Below are 23,249 nucleotides of genomic sequence, written 5' to 3'. Positions count from 1 at the left end.
CCGTTCTTTTTTCATTCTTAAATTCCCCCCATATGAGGCTTAAAAAAGTTCATACAAGTAAAAACCAGCCAATGTTATTCTAAATAACGAAAGCGCTTACTTATGTGGCACAGCCGCTTTCAACAGCTTTTATTACATTAAAGAGGGGGTTTCAGTAGCTATGCTGAAAAAAGCAAAATTTACGTTAAGTGCACTAGTGCTTACAACGACCATGTTCTTGGGGGCTTGTGGTGGAAGCAGCAGCGATACGAATGGAACGAGGTCTGATCATGAGGGAGAGAAAGTGAGCTTTACCATTGGATATGCCTCAGGAGATCCGGCTGCCAAAAAAGCGATAGCCGATACCATCCAAAGATTCATGAAGGCCAATCCTGATATTAAAGTAAAGGATTACAGTGAAAACTCCAGCAGCTCCTACCTCGATTGGCTGAAAACGAAGGATGCGGTTGGCGAGTTTCCTGATCTGGTAGAGATGCGGGATACAGAAGTTTTTGCTGATGCGGGCAAAATCGTTGAGCTGCCTTCAGACTTAGTGCAGTTGCTAGATTCACCTCCGGCAGTAGAAGGTAAAGTGTGGAATGCACCTTTATCAATGAATGCACCCCAAGGCATTATTTACAGCAAAAAAGCATATGCGGATGCAGGGATCACTGAGCTTCCTAAAACGTATGACGAGTTCATTGCCATCCAAGAAAAATTGAAGGCTTCCGGAATGACTCCGCTTGTGGTTGGTGGAAAAGACATTTTTCATATGGGATTTTGGGTAAACAAGTTTCTTATTGATGATGTGTATTCAAAAGATCCAAACTGGAATTCCAAGAAAACAGCCAAGAAAGTCAGCTTTACGGATGAAAATGTCGTACAGGCGATGACGGATTATAAAGAACTGTTCAAAAATTATGTGGATAAAGGTTGGCTTAGTACTCCTGACAATCAAACGGCTTCCTTTCTGATTACAAGCAAAGCCGCTCAACTATACTCTGGGACCTGGATGTTTTCACAAATCGAAGAAGCTGACCCGAACTTTGAATACGGCTTCTATGCGGTGCCTGATCGCAAGGGCAAAGTGAATATTATAGGGCTTCCATCGCCTGCCGGATGGTCCTTGTCCGCTGAAGTAACCAAGGACCCTGAGAAAACGGAAGCGATCAAAAAATTCATTCGTTTTTTCTTCGATCCGGAGCAATATTCGCAGTATCTTGCGAGCATTAACGGAATTCCGTCTACGAAAGAGAAAGTCAAGTATAAGACCGGGGAAGCCATGCAGGTGGCTCTTGATCTGATGAACGACCCGAATGTTACAAAGTCTTTGGCTATTAATAACTGGTGGGGAGAAAACTTGATACAGCCTCAGTTCCGCAACTGGTTCTACAAAAAGCTGCAGGAGATGGTCGTGAACGACGGAGATGTCAAGACTTATATGCAGCAGGTGGACACAGAATATGACAATCAGGTGAAGGCGAATTCGATGTGAAATAAAACCTTTGGAGGAATCAGCTCTTAAGTGGTTCCTCTTTATAGGAAGGAATGGATTGTATGAGAGCACCCACAGCATCAACAGGAGGGCGCATTGCTACAGCGACAGCTCACCTAAAAAAGAAAAAGCAGTACCCCTTTGCCATAATATTTATACTTCCATCATTGATACTGTACACCTTGTTTGTTATCGTTCCTACCCTTGGCAGTGTTTATCTCAGCTTTACCTCTTGGAATGGAATAAGCGAGGATATCCGATTTATTGGCTTCGCAAATTTTGTTGAGATATGGAATAGTCCCCGGGTTCATAATGCGCTTAAGAACACACTCATCATGACCATAAGTCTAGTCATTCTGGAAAACATAGCGGCGATTGCCATGGCCCTGATGGTTGATAGGATAAGGTGGTTCAAAAATTTATTTCGCAGTATTTTTTATTTTCCCACTTTGCTTAGCGGGATCGTTATGGGCTTCGTATGGGCGATGATCCTTAATTATAATTTTGGCGTTGTAAATAAAATCCTAGACACAGTCGGACTTGGAAGCTGGGCTGTCGATTGGTTGGGAGACCCCCAATACGCAATGCTGTCCATCATTCTGTCCACGGTCTGGAAAGGTGCTGGTTATTACATGATCATCTATCTGGCAGGGCTACAGGGAATCCCAGCAGACTTGTCTGAAGCCGCAAGCATTGATGGAGCGAATGGCTGGCAGCAGTTCCGTTATATTACCTTTCCGCTGCTTGCTGGTTCTATGACCGTATGTATGGTGCTTTCCATGATCAGTGCACTAAAAATATTCGATCAAATTGCTGTTATGACGGATGGGGGACCCGGCTTTGCGACTGAAACGTTGACCTACATTATTTACAAGGTAGGCTTTGGCGAATTGAGACAGGGCTTCGGCACTGCGCTTGCTATGGTATTGTTTGTCATTATATTGATCATTACCGTTATTCAAGTGAAAATTCTCCGAAAAAGGGAGGTGCAGTATTGATATGAGCATGCAAGCACGCCAAAAAATAGGCGAAGTGATCCTGTTCGTGGTTACTCTGCTAGTAGCGGTCGTATTCTTTTTTCCGATTCTATTTAACCTAATGTCTGCCTTCAAAAGCAATGGTGAAATTATGCGCGATGCTCTGTCATTTCCGACCTCACTGTATCTAGGCAATTTCAAATATTTGTTGACTGAGACTGAGTTCCCAAAAGCAATTGTCAATAGTTTCATCTTGACCGTTGTTTCAATCGTTATGCAAATCTTGATTATTCCGATGGCAGGGTATGCGATTGAAAGAAGAAACGCCAAATGGACCCATTTCGTGTTCCTTTATTTTCTTGCCGGGATGATGATTCCTTTTCAGGCTTACATGATTCCGTTATTCAAAGAGCTTAAAATCCTTGGCCTTTACGGAAGTCTAGCAGGACCCATTTTTATTTATATCGCAGGCGCTGTGGGCTTCGGATGTTTGCTCTACACAAGCTTTGTAAAAGGGATTCCTAAGGAAATTGAAGAAGCAGCAGAGATTGACGGCTGTAGCAGGTACACTATTTTCTGGAGAATTGTATTTCCGTTGTTAGGTCCGGTTACGGCTAGTATGGTCGTATTGAACGGGCTTGGCATCTGGAACGATTTTCTCTTGCCAATGCTAGTACTTCCATCCGGTGAACCCAAAACGATGGTTGTAGAAATTTATCGATATATCGGGGAGTTTTCGTCAAGATGGGATATGATTTTCGCCGGAACCGCCTTGTCCGTTGTTCCTGTGCTTATTGCATTCGTTTTTATGCAAAAGTTCTTCATTAAAGGAATTTCGTCAGGGGCCACAAAAGGATGAAAAATCCTTCTTCCTTCCATTTAACAAATTACTCTACAGGAGGTTTCCTTAGACATGAACAAAATTGTTAACCCTGTTCTGGTTGGCTTTCATCCTGACCCCTCTCTGATCCGAGTCGGGGATGACTACTATATGGCTACGTCTACTTTTGAGTGGTTTCCTGGTGTGGAAATCCACCATTCTCGGGACTTGATTCATTGGAGGCTGACAGCCAGAGCTCTTACAGAATCCTCTCAAGTTAATTTAAGAGGCAATGTCGCATCCGGATCAATCTGGGCGCCTGCAATTTCCTATGATGATGGTTTATTTTATTTGTTATTTACGGATGTAAAATCGCGCAGCAGAGTGTATAAGGACCTGCATAACTATATCATTTGTTCGAAAAGCATTGAGGGTCCTTGGAGCCAACCGGTAAGACTGAATGGCAGCGGTTTTGATCCATTTCTGTTCCATGACGATGACGGACGCAAGTGGCTGCTCAATATGCGTTGGGACTTCAGAAAAAATCACAACAACTTTTCAGGTATTATCATGCAGGAATATGATGCAAAGTCTCAATCCCTGATTGGACCAATACACGAAATTTATAAGGGCACGCCAGTAGGCGTTACAGAAGGACCCCAGCTGTATAAACGGGGAGAGTTCTACTATTTATTAACCGCAGAGGGCGGAACAGGGGTCCAGCACATGGTAACTCTTGCGCGCAGCCGCAATCTGACCGGACCTTATGAAACTGACCCCCATTTTCCGCTCATGACCACGGCGCACGATCCAACATACCCATTGCAGCAGGCGGGTCATGGGACGCTGGTCGAAACGCAGCTCGGGGAATGGTATATGGCCCATCTGTGTACCAGGCCTTTTTCTGGCACTTCTATAATGAATCCGCTCGGCAGGGAAACAGCGATTCAGAAGTGTATATGGACCGAAGATGGCTGGCTACGTCTGAGCCATGGCGGCAAATTACCGGCTCTGGAGACAGAAGCTCCGAACCTGCCAAGCCATCCTTTTCCAGCAGAAGAACCTAGAGACCACTTTGACAGGGAGGACATTGGCCTTGCGTATCAAAGTCTGCGTGTCCCATTCGATCCCTCATGGGTTAGCCTGACCGACAGACCCGGATTCTTGCGCTTACGCGGAAGAGAATCGCTTGCGTCTTTACATGATCAAAGCATGGTTGCCCGCCCAATCCAGCATTTCCATTGCTCGGTGGAGACCTGCATGGAATTTAAGCCGGAAAGCTTTTATGAAATGGCCGGTTTGGTTTGCTACTACGATGATGGAGATTACTACTATTTACGAGTGACTGGCGACGAAATCCGTGGAGTTACGCTAGGTGTAATCCTATCTAAGGCAGGCAAATATGATGAGATTTCGACAATGCAGCTTTCAGTAGTAGATTGGAAGCAATACTATTTGAAAGCCGTAATTCATGGACGGGATTTGATATTCTATGCATCTCCTGACGGGCAGGAGTGGACTGCCGTATGTAATCCACAGGACTTTGGCACACTGTCAGACGAATATGGAGGCAAACTCGGATTTACAGGAGCTTTTGTCGGAATCTGTGTCCAAGATCTGGATAGGCAGAGCAAGGAGGCCTGGTTTGACTATTTTGAATATCTTCCTCTGGAAAGTCTCTTAGACCATACTTCTCCGCAGAAAGAGAAATAGAGGGTTACGCCCAATTGCATTAATGGTTAAGCCCATGTTTGGTTATTTTCGCGACAGGCTGGGGTTGTCTTCATATTAGAGAAAAAAGAAGGGATGAAATTCATGCTTACTTTAGATAGCACAACCGTTTGGGTTAACGAGATCGTAGACCAAATCATCGCTAAGATGGACTGGCTCAGCGAAAAATCAAGAAACAAAATCCCGTATACAACAATCGATGGTGAACATGATGACCGATCGGTCTGTAATCCTACCCGTACGGAAGCGGATGGAATAAATTGGTGGACCAACGGATTCTGGGGGGGAATGCTGTGGCAGATGTATCATGCAACGGGCAATCCGAAATACAAGGACGTTGCTGAAATCTCTGAGCAGAAACTGGATGCCTGCTTTCATAATTATTATGGTCTGCATCATGATGTAGGCTTCATGTGGCTCCCCACGAGTGTGGCTAACTTTAAACTCACCCAGAATCCAGTATCCCGCAAACGGGCAATGCACGCGGCAAACCTACTTGCAGGTCGCTACAATCTGGCAGGGGAATTCATCCGAGCCTGGAACGACCTAGAAGGCGAAGATACCAGAGGCTGGGCCATCATTGACTGCATGTTGAACATTCCGCTCTTGTACTGGGCTTCCGAAGAAACCGGCGATCCTCGTTTTCGGCAGATTGCTGTGAAGCATGCAGACATGACCATGAATGCTTTTGTGAGAGCAGATGGGTCCGTCAACCATATTGTCGAATTGGATCCATTTGTAGGCGGAGTGGTAAAAAGCTATGGCGGACAGGGGTACGAGGAAGGATCTTCATGGACGCGGGGGCAAAGCTGGGCATTGTATGGGTTCATGATGAGCTATAACCATACGCAAAAGGAAGAGTATTTGAATACGGCCAAAAGGGTTGCCCATTATTTTATCGCCAATATTCCTGAAAATGGGGTTACTCCAGTCGATTTCAGACAGCCCAAAGAACCGGCGCTTGAGGATTCGACGGCTGCAGCAATTGCCGCCTGTGGTCTGATCGAGATTGCCAAAGTGGTCGGGTTGCATGAGAAGGATATGTATTTGCGAGCAGCGATAAAACTGCTGCAGGCGCTACATGTCGACTGGACGACTGGCTGTGACTGCATCCTCAAGAACGGCTCTGCCTCATACCATGCCACTACTCATCATCAATCCATCATTTATGGCGATTATTTTTTCATAGAAGCTATGTTCAAGCTCAAGGGGAGCGATTTATATTTCTGGTAAACAAGATTACAACCCTGAGAATATCGAGTTTAATCGACAACTATATAAATATAACAAAACTAGACAAGACAACTGTTGAGAGAAAGTTGTCTTGTTTTGCACTTTTAGGACCCATACCATGGAGTTAGGAAAACAGATTTTAAAACTTTTTGATCATCAAGGCATAGTACTGGAAAACAAAAATATATATGCTTTAGGTCGCTTTAATAAAATTTCATCGCTGGGAATGATACAGAAAATCTATTAAAGCGAATAAATTTTTAGTTGTAAAAGAAAGCGGTTACTTAAGGGTTGTTCCACGTTTGTTTTTTTTTGTCCCAATTATGAACGGAAAGGAGAAGACTTTGCCATGCCTCAGGGATGGATATTGGAATTGAAATCTATGAGAAGCAGGGGTAACCAATTAGCTGTATATTATGCTCAATAGGAGGTTTGGGAATGAAAAAAACCATAACATGCTTGATTTTGTTTGGACTGCTTATGAGTATGTTGCCGATCAAAAATGTGAGCGCTTCCGATAATGCTAGGCTTACCCAATCGGCAACCGCAAGCTCCGTCGAAGATTCGAGTAAAGCGGCTGTTTTTGCGATTGACGGTGACCCGCTAACTAGATGGTCCTCACAATATTCAGATCCGCAGTGGATAAGTGTAGATCTCGGTAGCACCACCAAAATCAATGGCGTTACGCTTAACTGGGAAGCCGCTTACGCGAAGTCTTACCAAGTTCAGACATCGACGGATGATGATCATTGGACTACCGTCTATTCCACCACGACTGGAGATGGAGGAGTCGATAAGATATCTTTCGAAGCAACAGACGCTAGATATGTAAAAATGAGCGGCATTGAAAGGGCTACCAGCTATGGATATTCCCTTTGGGAATTTGAAGTGCATTCAGCTGACCAGCCGGAGGATAACTCACCTCCAACAGCGCCCTCCAATCTGGTCAGTTCCTCTGTATCGGATACGACAGTAAGCTTGCAGTGGACGGAATCTACAGACAATGTAGGTGTTTCAAGCTACGACATCTACAAAGGATCAGACCTCGTAGGTTCCAGTGCGTCGACATCCTTCATCGTTACCGGCTTAACAGCCAACATGGCGTACAGCTTTTACGTGAAAGCTAGAGATGCCGCAGGTAACGTGTCAGATACAAGCAATGTGATTGATGTTACCACCACCACAGCTAACACAAATATTGTTTCAGGTGAAACATATAAACTAACGGCACAGCATAGCGGCAAAAATCTGGAAGCAGGAGACTCAACTACCGATGGAACGAAGGTGCAGCAGTGGACGGACAGCGGCAGCGCTCGGCAGAGATGGAAAGTCATTGACGTTGGCAACGGATATTATAAATTGCTTGTACAATCCAGCGGTAAAGCATTAACAGTAGCCGGAGGCTCCTCAGAAGATGGTGCTAGTGTACAGCAATGGACAGACAGCGATTTAACTAATCAAAAATGGAAAATGATTGACGTCGGCGATGGATATTATAAGCTGCTTGTACAATCTAGCGGTAAAGCGCTGGATGTAATCGGGGGTTATACTAATGACGGGGCAAATGTGCAGCAATGGACGGATAACGGAAATGATCAGCAGAAGTGGAAGTTTACGCTTGTTGACTCAACCCCTGATACGACGGCACCAACAGCACCAACAAATCTGAAAAGCTACTCCAAAACAAATACTTCGGTAAGTTTTGTATGGACCGCATCAACAGACGATGTAGATGTTACCAGCTACGATGTGTATAATGGAACAACTTTAGTCGATTCAACAACCACGACAAGTTATACGGTGACGGGACTTACCGCTAATACAGCATACAGCTTCACTGTAAAAGCCAGGGATGCAGCAGGAAATATTTCAGCAGCAAGTAATATCATAAAAGTTACGACGAATTCTACAACTGAGAATACGGGTTTTTATATTAACGGAACAACGCTCTACGATGCCAAGGGAAATCCGTTTGTTATGAGGGGAATCAATCACGCTTATACCTGGTATAAGGGACAAGAGTCTGTAGCGATCCCTGCCATTGCGAAAACGGGAGCGAATACTATTAGAATCGTACTGTCAGATGGTCAGCAATGGACGAAAGATGATCTGTCAGCGATACAAAATTTAATCACATTATCAGAGCAAAACAAATTAGTCGTTGTTCTTGAAGTCCATGATGGCACAGGGTCTGACAGCGCTGCTGTATTGGATAATATCGCTAATTACTGGATTGAAATGAAAAGCGCACTCATTGGGAAAGAAAGCACCGTCATCCTCAATATCGCGAACGAATGGTATGGAACCTGGGATGGAGGAGGCTGGGCGCAAGGTTATAAGTCTGTTATTCCTAAGCTCAGAAATGCTGGCATCAAAAATACAATTATTGTTGACGGTGCAGGATGGGGGCAGTACCCGCAATCTATTTTTGACTACGGAACAGAAGTCTTTAATGCAGATCCACTTAAAAATACGATGTTCTCCATTCATATGTACGAATATGCCGGCGGAAATGCCGCCACAGTAAAGAGCAATATGGATAATGTACTGAATAAAAACCTGGCTCTGCTGATTGGAGAATTTGGTATTAAGCATACAAGCGGTGATGTGGATGAGGCTACCATTATGAGTTACGCTGAGCAAAAGGGCGTAGGTTATCTTGCATGGTCTTGGAAAGGAAACAGCCCGGGTCTTGATTATCTGGATATGGCCACTGACTGGCAAGGATCCAGCCTTACGGAACAAGGTCGTATTATCATTGAAGGCCCTAATGGTATTAGGGCGACATCAAGATTAAGCACGGTTTATAGCGATTCAGCCAACAAATAGTCATCCAGTAAACCATGAGTATTTAACGTTATCCAACAGTGTCCAGCATGAAAACAAGTCTTTGCTGTATGCAAAGCCGCCAACTTGGCGGCTTTTTTTGTTGCAGAGTAAGAATATACATCGAATCAATTCAAATGTCGTCTTACAACCTACTAACTTAAAAGAATAATAAACAAGTTATGGAGACGGAGACGATTGAAAGTATATTAACTTGAGAAAGCAGCTACAATGTTCATTGGAGAAGCAGCACCCTGAAATTCAGAGAACATGTTAGAATCAGAAACGGATAATTTTATTGAAGAAAATGAACTAAGGAGCGGTTGAAATGGCGCGTGTTTTATTTATTAATGGTGGATCAGAGGGACATATCAATCCAACCATTGGAGTTGTACAGGAGCTTATTTCGCGCGGAGAAGAGGTAGTGTACTTTTCTATAGAAGCCTTTCGGGAGCGTATCGAGAGGACGGGAGCTTCAGTACGAACATTTGACGATCAAAAATTTATAAAAGCTTTTATCTCAGGTGGAAGAGATTATTTGCTGGAAAGAATTAACGGTCTTTTACTTACGGCAGATATCATCATTCCAAGCGTTCTCGAACAAATCAAAGGAGAGCATTTTGATTATATCATCCATGATTCCATGTTTGGCTGTGGACGTATACTTGCTCAAATTCTTAAGCTTCCTGCAATCAATTCTTGTACTTCTTTCGCCCAGACAAAAGAATCATTCAATCATATTATGGAACAATGCTCCATTAATGTTCCTAAAGATATAGTTAAACCTATAAATGATAAATTTCAAAACCTGACGGCAATGGTAAAGGAGAAATATGGAGTGGAGATCCATTCACCTTACGAAGTGTTTTGTAATCCTGCACCACTTACAATCGTATATACAACAAGAGAGTTTCAACCTTATGGAGAAGCATTCGACCAAACTTATAAATTTGTAGGTCCATCCATCTCTTCACGATTAACGCAAAAAGCTTCGATTTTACTGCAATCAAGGAAAAAAACCAATTTACATCTCATTGGGTACAGTCTAACCGAGCAATTGACTTCTATAAGCTTTGTATTGAGGCATTTGGGAACACGGATCATACGATTGTCATGTCGATTGGGAATAGAACCCAAGTTTCCGATTTAGGGGAAGTTCCTGAAAACTTCATCGTAAAAAATGATGTACCACAAACGGATATCTTGCAACACACTAAATTATTTATTACACATGGTGGAATGAACAGTACCCACGAAGGTCTATATTACGGGCTTCCGCTGATTATAATCCCGCAAAGCGCGGATCAACCGATCATCGCAGGACAAGTCGCCAATATGGGAGCAGGTATTAAGTTACAAATGGAAAGCTTGACTGCAAATCAATTGCGTGAAGCCGCAGATCATGTGTTAAGCCTCCCATTCAAAAAAGCTGTTGCACATATTAGAGAATCTTTTCAAAAAACTGGTGGATATCACCAAGCTGTTAATGAGATTTTTGCATTTAAAGGTCAATATCATATTTAAATATCTATTGGATGTAAGCTCGTCTATTGCAGCATATTAGGGAATTCGGTAGAATTTACTCATACTACTTATGAGTAAGCTGGAAGGAGAGAGTAAAGGTTGAAGCAGGAGTATTGTACGCCGACTCAGCACCCAAAGTGGTTTGGACTGGCTGTTCAAGCGCTTGTTATATTGTCGCAGGAAGACAAAAGCATAGCTTGTCCAAGTATTGAACTCGCCAAATATCTTCAGTCGGAGCCTTCTTTGCTGCGCCGCATACTTTCCGTTCTCGCAAAGGAAGGGTTTATCGGGACCCGGGAAGGCCGTGACGGTGGGTACCACCTTAGGAAACCGGCAGAATCTATACAACTGGTTGATGTATATGATGTATTTCGTTCAGGCAGCAGGCTTTCCTTCGGTATTACCGAGACAGCTGGCACGCATCCGCTCGGTAAATGTATGAAATCTACGCTTGAGGATATTACTCAAGAAATGGACGACAGCATACGCGGAGTATTAAGCAAGTACACAATTGCAGATCTCGCCAACCAACTGGAAGCCAAGCTTTAGATGGACCTGGAAAAAGACGGTTGACAGCGGCTTGCTTAGATTTTATACTGTGCAATATAAACCACAGTTAAATGCAAGCCGCGCGCAGCGTTAATTTTTAAGGTTATCTGTGTGATAATGAACACAGTTATGTCTGTGCGCAGAAGCGGAAATATTTTGGATTTTTCAAGGTACTTCGTTTTAGTAGGAATTCAAGCTCTGACTAGCCGCAAAGTCTGAATTTAACTGTGCTGAATAAAAAACAGTATTTATTTAAAAGGAGGATTCATAATGTCAACTTCAACTCATACTGGCCAGAGCTCCGCCTTGTTCGCCGATGTCATCCGCGAGCGCCGCTCTGTGCGTCATTACGACAAATCGGTTCGTCTATCTCACGAGGAAATTAAGGATATTCTGAAAGAAGCGTCGCTTGCACCTTCTTCGAGTAATGTTCAGCCCTGGCGCTTCTTGGTTATTGAAACAGAGGAATTGAAAGCTAAACTGCAGCCCATCGCCTATAATCAATCCCAGGTTACTGAGGCTGCAGCGATGATCGTTGTGCTTGGTGATACGGAAGGATATAAGAAGCTCGATGAAGTCTTCGGCGAAGCAGTAAAACATGGCTATATAGCGGAAGATACCGCTAAATCGTTCGTAGAAAGATCGATTCATACGTATGCTTCGTTACCAGAGGAAAGCCTTCACAAAGTCATTTATATCGATGGTGGTATTGTATCCCAGCAGCTCATGCTGGTTGCACGTGCTCACGGCTACGATACGGTCGCGATGGGTGGCTATAATGCGGCCGAGCTTAAGCAAGCGTTCGGTATTAAAGACCGCTACATTCCAATCATGATGATTGCACTCGGTAAAGCGGCACAACCGGGTCATCAGACAACTCGGCTGCCGATAGACGACATCACATTCTTTAACGAGATGCCCGCTAACTAAAAACAAAACCCAACGAATTTAATTTTATGAATGAATAGAGACGAGAAATGACAACTTAAGGAAGTAGTATACATTCACAATTTCCAAAGGAGGATATCTGTTATGGCTCACCAGAAGAGAAGGAAAGAAGCTGCATGGAAGTCACGAAAGCAAGAACAGCATCCCCATGGTAAAATCAAATCGCTCAAGGAATTGTCCAGCGAACAGGATTGAGGAGTATACTACTTGGAAAAGAAGGGCTGTCGATGAAATTTATCGGCAGTCTTCTCATGGTGTGTGATCATAAAGGCCCTTCATACAGGCGGCATCCAATATATTTTATTTCAGTGGTCAGTGTTATTGGAGGCATTAAGTTAGCTATTCACCCCTGAAAATATACATAATATTTTCAGGGGTGTTTTTATTAGGTTTTCTTTGTCAAAGCGAAAAATCACTGCAATTCACCAATGCGTGTGGGGTACTGTCGGCCCTTTTACGGAAAGCTTACCGACGGACGGTAGAGGACGTTCTTCGCTTGCAAGAAGCCGTAAACTGATGATAACGTTAATTTGACGAAAGCTAAATTAGGATGGGAGTTGAAAATTCTTGAAGAAACTCGGTAAATTTTTGCTTGTAGGTTTAAGCTTGGGGTTGGGCCTTGCAATCGGTAATCTACAGACTCCTGCCGCCTCTGCCGCTGGTACCGAATATTATGTGTCGACAATTGGTAGCGATTCCAACGCGGGAACAAGCGACGCGCCGTGGAAAACGCTCCAGCATGCGGCTGACACAGTCTCTCCAGGCAGCAAGGTCTATGTCCGAGGCGGTGTTTACAAGGAGAAACTGAAAATCACCCGCTCTGGCTCCGCCTCGCAAGGCCCCATCGTGTTCGCAAGCTATGGCAACGAAACCGCCATTGTTGACGGAACAGGCCTATCGGTCAGCGGGAACGAGGGGTTAATCGAATTGGCCGATGTCGATTACGTTACCATCCAGGGGTTTGAAATCCGCAATTTTACCACAGCTTCCAAGAACGCAGTGCCTACAGGCATTTACGTTCACGGTGCAGGGAGCTTCATCAATCTGTCCGATAACAAAATCCACGACATCAAAAACACGGCCACCCCAACCGGAAAGGACCGGCTGGGACGGGACGCTCACGGCATCGCTGTTTATGGCACGAAAGCTCCTGCATCGATTCACAACCTTACAATCAGCGGCAATGAACTATACAATCTCGTGCTCGGCTCCAGCGAATCGCTTGTTTTAAACGGTAATGTGAACGGCTTTGCAGTGACCAGCAACCTCATTCACGATAACGACAACATAGGAATCGATCTGATCGGCTTTGAAGGAACCGCACCGAATACTGCTTACGATCAAGTGCGAAACGGGTTGGTAAAGGGCAACCGAGTGTACAATAATTCGGTTCGAAATAACCCATCCTACAAGAGCGATGACAACTCGGCCGGCGGCATTTATGTAGATGGGGGCAAGGACAACATTATTGAGCAGAACTACAGCTATAACAATGACATCGGTGTCGAAATAGCCTCCGAGCATGCCGGCAAAGCCACCAGCAATATTACGGTCCGCAGTAACGTGATATATAACAACCGATTGACCGGCATTGCTATGGGCGGCTATGATGACGAACGTGGCTCAACGGTAAACAGCAAGATCGTGAACAATACGCTGTACAAGAACGATACATTGGACGATGGAAGCGGCCAGCTTTTAGTTCAGTATGATACACGAAACAACGTGATTAAGAACAATATTTTCGTAGCGAGTTCGACTGATGTGTTGATCTACAATGGATATACCCAAAATTCCGGCAATGTTGTTGATTATAATTTATATTTTGCACCTGGTGGCAGTTCGGGAGCCAACTGGACCTGGAAAGATAAAGAATATACGGGATTCGCCACGTACAAATCGGGAACGGGTAACGATGCGCATTCTCTGTTTGTCGATCCTAAATTCGTGAATGCCACGAATGGCGACTTCCATTTGCAGCCCTCGTCACCAGCGATCGATTCAGGATCAACGGATAACACCATCATCGGAACCGAGGATATCGACGGGGAGCCCCGCGTGAAAGGGAAGGCCGTGAATATCGGTGCAGATGAGTGAAACAAAACTAGACTCAAATGAATAGCTGATTTATCCCAAAAGCCCTCTAGATTCGAGGGCTTTTGTCTTTATACATATAACATTCATAATTTGTGTATTTGCAATTTTTGTAGTTCTTGATACACTATAATTGATAATGAGAATCATTATTGATTAATTGAAAGGTCACTTTATGATCACCGAGCGCTTGTTGCTATGGAGAGGCATTCGTCCTGGATGTTAACTCGGTTGGCTTTGCCTACTTGAGCATACACTGATCGGAACATTTCCTAGGCGCAACATTATTTTTCTATAGAGAAAGGTTGATAGTATTTTTGGTAGTCCTGACCCTACAATGATGTTTGCGGCGATTGCTCGTGAAACCGAGCGAATTGGATTAGTGACAACAATTTCCACTACGTTCAATCCGCCGTATGTTGTCGCAAGGCAGCTTCAGTCGTTACACTGGCTCAGCAACGGACGTGCTGGCTGGAATATCGTGACTTCGATTGAAGGGGCAGAAAATTTCGGTGATTTGCCTATGCCTTCACCGCAAGAAAGATATGCGAAAGCCATGGAATTTACTGACGTCGTACGCAAGCTCTGGGAAAGTTTCCCGAACGAAGCAATTGTGATTGATCGGGAGTCAGGCATTTTTTCTGATAAGGATAAGGTTACTTCAATCCATCATTCAGGTGATTTTTTCAGTGTCCGGGGGCCGCTTACTTTGCCTGCCCATACATCGGGGTCCATTCCTTTATTTCAAGCAGGCGCGTCAGATACAGGGCGAAATTTTGCCTCTTCAATAGCGGATGCTATCTTTGCGGCGATGCCGGATCTTGAGTCCGGCGTGGAATTACGAACCGATCTGAGAAGAAGAGCCAAGGAATATGGACGCGATCCGAACGCCATCAAAGTTTTGCCAGGATTGTATTTTTTCTTGGCTGAAACTCGCGAGGAAGCGCATGAATTGCATAAGTCTGCACATGCTCATTTGAGTGTGGAGTGCAGACATGCATCGCTCAAGTCAGTACTTGGCCTTGATTTAAGCAGCTTTGAGTTGGATCATTGCGTAACTGCCGATATGCTTCCCGATCCAAATCAGCCAGTCCGCAGCCGGACACATGCTGAGCTTTTGCGCCGGTATATTACGAAGTATGAGCCTACAGTGGAAGAGGTATTGGCAAGACCTGAGGTCGTTGGTTCTGCACATTGGGTCTCCGTTGGAACGGTTGATGACGTATTAAACGAGATTATTCAGCGGTTTGAGGCTGGGGCTATTGACGGATTTATAGCTCTTCCGGGCGGTTCAGAAGAATCTATGAAAATATTCTTTGAAAAACTGATGCCGCAGTTGGTTGAAAGAGGTTTGTTCAGAAGCGAATACGCAGGTTCTACACTGAGGGCACATTTAGCTATTTAACCTCTAATACTATCGAGGAACGAGAACATTAAAAGTCGCTATTTTGTGGCTTTTTTTGTTTTAACGGTACAAACTCTTGATCAAATCGAGGTCAAAATTTGTGTCTATTGCCGGAGAGGTTTTTTTTGTAGAGAAAACTGGGAATCGATCAAAACTATTTGGAGAAATTAAAATTAGAGGCTGTTAAACTAGTTTTTGAAGAGAATATAGCCTATCGAAAAAAAGGAGGACCAATACCAAGTTTCAGTGCAGACTAAAGATATGCGCATTCAAGAGCAATCCAAAAAAAACAATTGTTAGTTAAATGAAGAAATAAGAGGAGGTAGATTAAATGAGGAAATCAATCCAAATGGATGAATTGACACTAGGCGTTTGTTATTATCCAGAGCATTGGCCGGAGAAGTTATGGGCAGATGACTTCCGTCGAATGCGGGAGATGAACATATCGGTTATTCGCATGGCAGAATTCTCCTGGGCGATGCTTGAGCCTGAAGAAGGCCGATTTGATTTCAGTTTTTTTCACAGGGTAATGGACTTGGCACATAAATATGGATTAAAGGTTATTTTAGGGACACCGACTGCCACGCCGCCAGCTTGGTTAACACACAAGTATCCTGAGGTATTGAACGCAAACATGGATGGCGTGTTATATAGGCACGGTATGCGGCGGCACTACAACTACAGTAGTGAGAAGTACAGAGATTTCTGCTCAATCATCGTGAGGAATATGGTTGAAGCTTACAAAGATCACCCCGCAGTCATTGGTTGGCAGATTGATAATGAACTGAACTGCGAGATGAATGTGTTTTATTCCAAAGCAGACCATATTGCGTTCAGGGAGTGGTTAAAGGGACGGTATGGCTCACTCGACAATTTGAATAAGGCTTGGGGGACAATATTTTGGAGCCAGACTTATACCGATTGGGAACAGATATATCTAACACGGACGATGGTCAACAGTTCACCTAATCCACATCTTGCGTTGGACGAAAAACGTTTTATATCTGCAAATGCGATTTCTTTTGCTAAGATTCAAGCGGAAATCATTCGGAAACTTGCGCCACACCATTGGATCACTACTAACGGAACTTTTGGACATCTGGATAGTCACGAGTTAACGGATAAGCTTCTAGATTTCTTTTCATACGATTCCTATCCCCAATTTTCGACGATATTTCCTGGGGGTGACGAAGACCCGCTTGCAGACCGTGCATGGAGTATGAACTTATCTAACGTCCGATCTATTTCGCCGAATTTCTGCATCATGGAGCAGCAGGCTGGCCCGGGGGGATGGGTTGATCGGATTGAGATGGGTTCGCCTAGACCGGGACAAATTCGGCTGTGGTCGTATCAGTCGGTATTGCACGGAACCGATTTACTAGTCTACTTTCGTTGGCGGACAGCGACAATGGGCACCGAAATTTATTGGCATGGTATTAACGACTATCACAATCAACCAAATCGCAGAGTGCGTGAAGTAGCTCAAGTCGGTGAGGAATTTGCCAAGATCGGCTCCTTGATCGCGGGTACAACATACCAAGCCGAAATCGCCATCATGCAGGATTATGATAATATCTGGGATGGAGAGTTTGACAAATGGCATGGACCTCTTCAGTGGCAGAGTCAGCGATCTTGGTATAAACAGCTTCAATACCGTCATATTCCAGCGGATCTTATTACACTCCGCAAGGAGACCATCATGGAGCATTTGACCAAGTATAAGGTAATTGTGTATCCGCATCCAGCAATCATGACTGATGAAACAGCTGACCTTCTCACAAAATATGTTGAACAAGGCGGGACCATATTCTTTGGCGCGCGTACCGGCTATAAGAACACGAGCGGACAATGCTATATGCGACCGTTCCCAGGACCTGTGGCTGAGCTTTGCGGAATAAATGTTGAAGATTTCACTTTAATCAAGAGTAGCGTTCTTCCAGCAGAGTTGCATTGGGAGGGCAGCCGGTTACCTTTAGGTACAAAGGCCGTTGGTTTTAATGAAATTCTCAGCGTAAAGAAAACCGAAGTGGACATTGTAGCAACGTACTCAACTGAATATTATAAAGGTGAGCCTGCATTAACAAGACGCATAGTCGGTCTTGGAAAAGCATGGTATTATGGTGCTGCCTATAGCGAACCGATAGTTGATTCCCTTATAGATGAATTGGGCTTAACTTCCCCGGTTACTGACTGGTTAGATGTACCGAGTGAAGTTGAAGTGGGGATTCGAGCTTCAAACGGAACCTCTTATCTCTTTTTGCTGAATTACTCGGGTGAATCGGTCATCATCACGATGAAGAAGTCGAGTAAAGATCTTTTGACTGGTACATGGATAGAAGGCGAGGTTAGTATGCCGCCTTATGGAGTCATCATTTTAGAGTTATTCGTTTGATAGGCGTGTTCACACCACAAATCATCAGGAGGTGAGAAGTGCCATATACATATTGTTAACCAGAGTGTGAAGGGGGAATGGAAGCCAACAGTGAATACAGATAGTAAGGCACTTGCTTTTCTTAATCATGCAGATTTGACTGCAACATTAGAGGGATATTCGGGTGGTCTAACAGTACGTATTTTTTCAGCACTGTAGCCTTTTACTTTGTTATTTTCATAATATATTAATAATTACACATATATTATTGCAAGGAAAAGGCGCTATTTAGCGTCTTTTTTGTTTCAACGGAAAAAGTTATTAAACCATATTGAGGACAGGATCTTGTTCCTTATATTATACCAGCTTTGCCCAAAAAATAAGCGGAATGCAACCAAAATAATTTTATTATTCAATTAAACAATTGAGTAATATCAAACTCTATCATATACTAAGAAAGTTCTATAACAGAATCTAAGGAGGTCAATCTTATGACTATGATGAGAGCGATACAAGTTCCTGCTAAAGGCGAATCCATGAAATTAGTTGAAATTCCTATTCCTGTACCTGAAGAAGGGCAAGTACTTCTCCGTATAGAAGCGTGCGGCGTATGTAATGGTGATTCCATGGCCATTGGTGGTGCTTCCCCAGAATATCCGCGGATACCAGGCCATGAAGTGATCGGAATCGTGACGGAGTTAGGATCTGGATCTACCAGATGGGAAATCGGACAACGAGTAGGTATTGGATGGCATGGAGGACATGATCATGTTACCGGCCTGACTATGGATGGAGGCTATGCTGAATACATGGTAGCATTTGAAGATAGTCTGACCCACATACCTAATGAAGTGTCTTCTGAAGAAGCAGCTCCTTTGATGTGCGCAGGAGAAACTACATTTAGTGCACTGCGAAATAGCTCAGCCCGACCAGGGGACCTCGTTGCGATTTCCGGAATTGGTGGACTTGGTCACTTGGCTGTACAATACGCAAAAAAAGCTGGGTATCAGACCATAGCAGTATCTCGTGGTAGTGATAAAGAGAAGCTTGCTCGGGAACTTGGGGCACATTATTATATTGATTCCGAAAAAGAAGATCCTGCTAAAGCTTTACAAGCGCTAGGGGGAGCAAAAGTTATTCTTGCTACAGCACCAAATGCAAAAGTCATTTCCACATTAATTGATGGGTTAGGAAAAGATGGAGAGCTCATTATTGTAGCCGGTTCTGGTGAACGTTTAGAACTGTCTGCCATGGACTTTCTGAAGGGCCCCCATACTGTTCGGGGTTCGTTTACAGGACGATCGAAGGAAATTGATGCGGCAGTTCGATTTAGTGTACTGACCGATGTACGACCTATGATCGAAGTTTTCCCGTTGGAACAAGCTAGTGAAGCATATGAAAAAATGATGTCGGCTAAGACACGATTCCGTGCCGTGTTGAGCATGACCAAATGATAAATCCTTCGCAAATCTCTTCATTCTTGACAGATATAGACTTCAGTTTTATAATTCAATCAATCAATTGAATAATATATGATTGATTGAATTATATTTATTGGAGGTATTTCTAATGGGAGCAACTGCATTGACAAAAAATACGTTTTCAAATCAAATCCAGTCCGGTGTGACCTTGGTAGACTTTTGGGCTCCATGGTGTGGGCCTTGTAAAATTCAGCTTCCTATTGTGGAAGAATTAGCTGATGAACTGAAAGGACAGGCGACGTTGGCAAAAGTTAATGTCGACGAAGAAACCGAATTAGCTTCACAATTTGGCATTCGAAGTATTCCAACTTTGTTGCTGTTTAAAGATGGTAAGCTCGTTGATACCATGGTTGATGTGAATCAAAAAAATGTTCTTAAGGACAAAATTCTTAAATTGGCTAATTGATATGAAAATCGACAACATTATAATGAAATAATGTTGTCGATTTTTTGCTCTTAGAGCGCCCCTTTCAACGTAGCGGATACAATTTGAGAGTGACTCAATATCATCATATAAAGAAGATAATCTTTTAACATATGTGACTCCCTGCTGAAACATGGAGAAGGAGAGAAACAATGAGAAACCAAGTTAAAAAAAATGCTCCGGTAATCATCGTTGGTGCAGGTTTGAGTGGACTTCGCGCAGCATCGTTACTCACCGCTCACGGTATAGAATGCATTGTTTTAGAATCGAGAGATCGTATTGGTGGTAGAGTTTTGACTTTAGAGGTTTTAGACAATCCTGAACTCGGAAAATTCGATCTTGGACCCACATGGTTCTGGCCACGCTCTGAGAAAATTATTACTCAGCTCACGAAAGAACTGGGTTTGGAGACTTTTAATCAATTTAACGAAGGACGAATGCTCCTAGAACGCTCCCAACATGAAACACCACAACAGCATCTTTTGCCAGAGGGGGCAATGGAGCCCTCGCTAAGATTTGTTGGTGGAGTACAGTCTCTGATTGAGGCGCTTAGTGCTACTTTGCCGTCAGGAGCAATCCAGCTCAATACACGTGTAACTTCGATTCATCAAGAAGAAGACGGTACAATCTCCTTAGAAGCCAATGGAAAACAATTTTACACAACTGCAGTGATTATCGCTATTCCACCACGGCTGGTTGAAAAAAATATTAAATTCGAGCCAGAACTTCCTTATGAACTGAAGTCTTTTTTAATTGATAAACCAACATGGATGGCTGGTCAAGCTAAAGTGATTGCCATTTACGACCGACCATTTTGGCGTGAAGCTGGACTCTCCGGTTTTGCATCAAGTTGGGTGGGCCCTTTACAAGAAATTCATGATGCTTCACCAGGTACAGGAACAGGTGCGCTATTTGGATTTTTTGGTTTACAGGCAAAAAAGCGGAAGATTTTGGGCGAAGATAAACTCATGCAGCTTGTGTTGGAACAATTGGCTAGACTTTATGGGCCTGCTGCCGAGAATGTAAATACACTACTATTTAAAGATTGGTCAAGCGACACCGATACAGCTGTTGAGGAAGACGCCGAACCACTTCGTGACTATCCAAATTATGGCCCTGTTTACGGAGATCCTTGGGGAGAGGGCATATTTTTTACGGGCACTGAGACGGCTGATCAACAGGGAGGACATTTGGAAGGGGCGATTCAATCAGCTGATCGAATCGTAGCAAGATTTTTAGAACGATATGATGAAGCATAGTACAGATAGTTGTAAAAAAACGGTCATGCTTCGCTAACTTAACATGCTATTGAATATGAAGTGTTTCAGATAAAGTTTGGGGGCTTCAAAATGAAAGAAACAGATATCAAAGATCGATTATATCAACAATTTTCTCGAATCGGGAAATGTTTATCGAGTGACAAGCGCTTAGAGATCATGGACATTTTGTCCAATGGTCCAAAATCAGTTGAAGGTTTAGCAACACAAACGGGTATGAACGTTGCAAATGTCTCTCGTCATCTACAAATCTTACTGGATGCTAAATTGGTCAAGTGCTGCAAAAAAGGGACATACGTCATATACAGTATCGGTGACCCTTTAGTAATTGAATTTCTATCTTCTTTGTGGAGAATATGTGAAGATCGACTATCTGATATAAAGCAGATTAAAACTGAGTTGGAATTACAATATCCAGAGGTTCAAACCATCACCAAACATGATTTGTTAGAAAAAATGAAAAAAAAGACTGTTATTCTTCTAGATATTCGTCCCACAGATGAATATGATGCTTCTCATATTCCAGATGCCATTTCAATACCATTAGACCAACTTGAGAATTACCTGAAGACAGTTAATAAAAGTACTATAGAACTTGCCGCATACTGTAGAGGCCCATACTGTTCGCTGGCATCTCAAGCGGTTGATTATATGCTGAAGCAAGGGTATATGGCTTATCGAATTGAAGAAGGAGTTCATGATTGGAATGTGTGTGAGGATCATAAGTATCTTTAAGAGAGGAGCAGTTTTATTATGAGTGTAGTGGAACTGACATCAATAGAAGAAATAGATTCCTTTATCGAAATTAATCCTTTGAGTATGTTATATGTAACCCAAGAAGATTGTAACGTATGCCATGCCATTTACCCCAAGCTCAAAACAATGCTTAAACTATATCCTAAATTGGCTCTTGCTCGTGTTAATGCTAGTCAAGTGGAGGAAATCACAGGAAGATTTTTGATTTTTTCTGTACCGACAATCTTGGTTTTTCTTGATGGGAGAGAATATCTACGCGAAGGGCGTTTTGTTCAATTTGAACAATTAAAAAAACAATTACAGTTATTGTCCGATGAAGTTTAATTTTTCGATGAAAAACAAACGATGCAAAAGCATATCTTCAAATTACATTGAAAATTAATGCACCAGAACGTGAGGCAGCTGCAAAGGTTTATACAACTTATAAAGAGCCTTTCCTCTCTGGTATTCCCGGTGCGGTTTCTAAAGAATTGCTTGTACGTGATGAGGATGTCCAAGTTTTGCATGGCTTTAACAGTGAAAGCGATGCCAAGGCTTATCTCGAAAGTGATCTATTTAATAATGATGTTGTTGTTGGACTCAAAGACCTGCTTCAAGCTGAGCCAGAAATCCGGATTTATAGCACATTCTAGAAATTGATTTAGCACACTCTGACTATTTCAATTAGGTTTAAAATCAGGAAAGAAACCGACAGAGCACAGCTGTAATGTCGGTTTCTTTCGTTAAATAGAGCAAACTATAAGTTTTGGACTTACAATACCTAAAAGGGGATGTTAATATGGCAGAAAGGATAATTAACATGAATACGGTTTGGTACAAAGATGCAAAGGGCGATGGACGCATTAAAAGTGACAATCTCCAAACTCAAATTGCAATTCCAATCCCCAAAGGGGGAAGTGGTAAAGGGGCTGAACCACAACAACTTCTTATCTCTTCTGCGGTGGCTTGTTACACGATGACCTTAGCATATATGTTAGATAAAAATAAACTTCCTGTGACTGGATTCTTTATGGATACAGAAGGTAACATAACTCAAGGTGATCAGTTAAGTATTACCCACCGCCCGCATGTTGTTCTGAATCCAGGAGCAACCCATGAAGACGTAAGCATGACAGAAGATTTTATACAAAAAGCAGAAGAAAATTGCCATATTGGTCAATTACTAATAAAGGCCGGCGTCTCCGTAGGAACTCAAGGAAAAGTAACCATTGATTCTGGAGAGGATCTTACAAGTAGCTATATTGCAGAACACGGATTGGAATGGTAAGTTTAAGCACCAATTTTTAGTAGTATTTTTCAATCTAATGAAGTGGCCTAATGTGCATCACCAAAAAGACTTCAAAGTCACAAATATGTGGG

Annotated in this window: 18 protein-coding genes and 2 pseudogenes; all 20 read left to right on the top strand. The window is 43.2% G+C overall.

All coding sequences use genetic code 11. From position 1 onward, the window contains the following. The first annotated feature begins 160 nt into the window (after nucleotides 1-160). The 20 genes and pseudogenes from MKX36_RS12730 (at nucleotide 161) to MKX36_RS12635 (ending at nucleotide 23,157) form a co-directional block, all read left to right on the top strand. Nucleotides 161-1,474 carry an ABC transporter substrate-binding protein gene (locus MKX36_RS12730; protein ID WP_340864825.1) on the top strand — a complete coding sequence of 438 codons (1,314 nt, stop codon included), beginning with the start codon at nucleotides 161-163 and terminating at the stop codon, nucleotides 1,472-1,474. Between the two features lie 62 nt (nucleotides 1,475-1,536). Beyond that, nucleotides 1,537-2,472, top strand: coding sequence for a carbohydrate ABC transporter permease (locus MKX36_RS12725; protein WP_340864824.1), 936 nt, complete (start codon nucleotides 1,537-1,539; stop codon nucleotides 2,470-2,472). Between the two features lies 1 nt (nucleotide 2,473). Next, nucleotides 2,474-3,310 carry a carbohydrate ABC transporter permease gene (locus tag MKX36_RS12720; protein ID WP_185094019.1) on the top strand — a complete coding sequence of 279 codons (837 nt, stop codon included), beginning with the start codon at nucleotides 2,474-2,476 and terminating at the stop codon, nucleotides 3,308-3,310. Nucleotides 3,311-3,364: 54 nt separating this feature from the next. Continuing rightward, nucleotides 3,365-4,984 carry a glycoside hydrolase family 43 protein gene (locus tag MKX36_RS12715; RefSeq protein WP_340864823.1) on the top strand — a complete coding sequence of 540 codons (1,620 nt, stop codon included), beginning with the start codon at nucleotides 3,365-3,367 and terminating at the stop codon, nucleotides 4,982-4,984. Nucleotides 4,985-5,086: 102 nt separating this feature from the next. After that, complete coding sequence (locus MKX36_RS12710) at nucleotides 5,087-6,235, top strand: glycoside hydrolase family 88 protein (RefSeq protein ID WP_039276036.1); 1,149 nt, start codon at nucleotides 5,087-5,089, stop codon at nucleotides 6,233-6,235. 438 nt (nucleotides 6,236-6,673) lie between these two features. Next, nucleotides 6,674-9,064: a cellulase family glycosylhydrolase gene (locus tag MKX36_RS12705; protein ID WP_340864822.1), complete on the top strand. Its 2,391-nt coding sequence runs from the start codon at nucleotides 6,674-6,676 to the stop codon at nucleotides 9,062-9,064. A 325-nt stretch (nucleotides 9,065-9,389) separates the two neighbouring features. Then, a pseudogene (locus tag MKX36_RS12700) lies at nucleotides 9,390-10,585 on the top strand (macrolide family glycosyltransferase). Between the two features lie 99 nt (nucleotides 10,586-10,684). Beyond that, entirely contained in the window at nucleotides 10,685-11,134 is a 450-nt protein-coding gene (locus tag MKX36_RS12695; protein WP_016820848.1) for an RrF2 family transcriptional regulator, read from the top strand. 270 nt (nucleotides 11,135-11,404) lie between these two features. Continuing rightward, nucleotides 11,405-12,064, top strand: a complete 660-nt coding sequence (locus MKX36_RS12690) for a nitroreductase family protein (RefSeq protein WP_340864821.1) — start codon at nucleotides 11,405-11,407, stop codon at nucleotides 12,062-12,064. A gap of 102 nt (nucleotides 12,065-12,166) precedes the next feature. After that, complete coding sequence (locus MKX36_RS12685; protein WP_014599788.1) at nucleotides 12,167-12,277, top strand: DUF6254 family protein; 111 nt, start codon at nucleotides 12,167-12,169, stop codon at nucleotides 12,275-12,277. A gap of 372 nt (nucleotides 12,278-12,649) precedes the next feature. Beyond that, nucleotides 12,650-14,179, top strand: coding sequence for a right-handed parallel beta-helix repeat-containing protein (locus MKX36_RS12680; protein WP_340864820.1), 1,530 nt, complete (start codon nucleotides 12,650-12,652; stop codon nucleotides 14,177-14,179). Nucleotides 14,180-14,492: 313 nt separating this feature from the next. Next, nucleotides 14,493-15,581, top strand: a pseudogene (locus tag MKX36_RS12675) (NtaA/DmoA family FMN-dependent monooxygenase); the annotation flags it as partial. A gap of 331 nt (nucleotides 15,582-15,912) precedes the next feature. Next, entirely contained in the window at nucleotides 15,913-17,973 is a 2,061-nt protein-coding gene (locus tag MKX36_RS12670) for a beta-galactosidase (protein ID WP_340864819.1), read from the top strand. A 470-nt stretch (nucleotides 17,974-18,443) separates the two neighbouring features. Next, on the top strand, nucleotides 18,444-19,406 hold the full coding sequence (locus tag MKX36_RS12665; RefSeq protein WP_016820854.1) for a zinc-binding dehydrogenase: 963 nt from the start codon (nucleotides 18,444-18,446) through the stop codon (nucleotides 19,404-19,406). Nucleotides 19,407-19,521: 115 nt separating this feature from the next. Then, nucleotides 19,522-19,839: a thioredoxin gene (gene trxA / locus MKX36_RS12660; RefSeq protein WP_340864818.1), complete on the top strand. Its 318-nt coding sequence runs from the start codon at nucleotides 19,522-19,524 to the stop codon at nucleotides 19,837-19,839. A gap of 170 nt (nucleotides 19,840-20,009) precedes the next feature. Further along, complete coding sequence (locus tag MKX36_RS12655) at nucleotides 20,010-21,116, top strand: flavin monoamine oxidase family protein (protein ID WP_031461494.1); 1,107 nt, start codon at nucleotides 20,010-20,012, stop codon at nucleotides 21,114-21,116. Between the two features lie 90 nt (nucleotides 21,117-21,206). Next, on the top strand, nucleotides 21,207-21,869 hold the full coding sequence (locus MKX36_RS12650; protein ID WP_193189928.1) for a metalloregulator ArsR/SmtB family transcription factor: 663 nt from the start codon (nucleotides 21,207-21,209) through the stop codon (nucleotides 21,867-21,869). Between the two features lie 18 nt (nucleotides 21,870-21,887). Then, nucleotides 21,888-22,214 (top strand): thioredoxin family protein, encoded by a 327-nt coding sequence (locus MKX36_RS12645; protein ID WP_045244555.1) that lies wholly within the window; start codon nucleotides 21,888-21,890, stop codon nucleotides 22,212-22,214. Between the two features lie 47 nt (nucleotides 22,215-22,261). Continuing rightward, a complete protein-coding gene (locus tag MKX36_RS12640; RefSeq protein WP_225164888.1) occupies nucleotides 22,262-22,522 on the top strand; it encodes a hypothetical protein in 261 nt (86 codons plus the stop codon). A gap of 146 nt (nucleotides 22,523-22,668) precedes the next feature. After that, nucleotides 22,669-23,157: an OsmC family protein gene (locus MKX36_RS12635; RefSeq protein ID WP_045244557.1), complete on the top strand. Its 489-nt coding sequence runs from the start codon at nucleotides 22,669-22,671 to the stop codon at nucleotides 23,155-23,157. The last annotated feature ends 92 nt before the right edge of the window (nucleotides 23,158-23,249 follow it).

It is taken from the genome of Paenibacillus sp. FSL W8-0439 (genome assembly GCF_038008995.1).
GTDB lineage: Bacteria > Bacillota > Bacilli > Paenibacillales > Paenibacillaceae > Paenibacillus > Paenibacillus polymyxa.
This window is presented reverse-complemented; position numbering and strand designations above follow the sequence as displayed.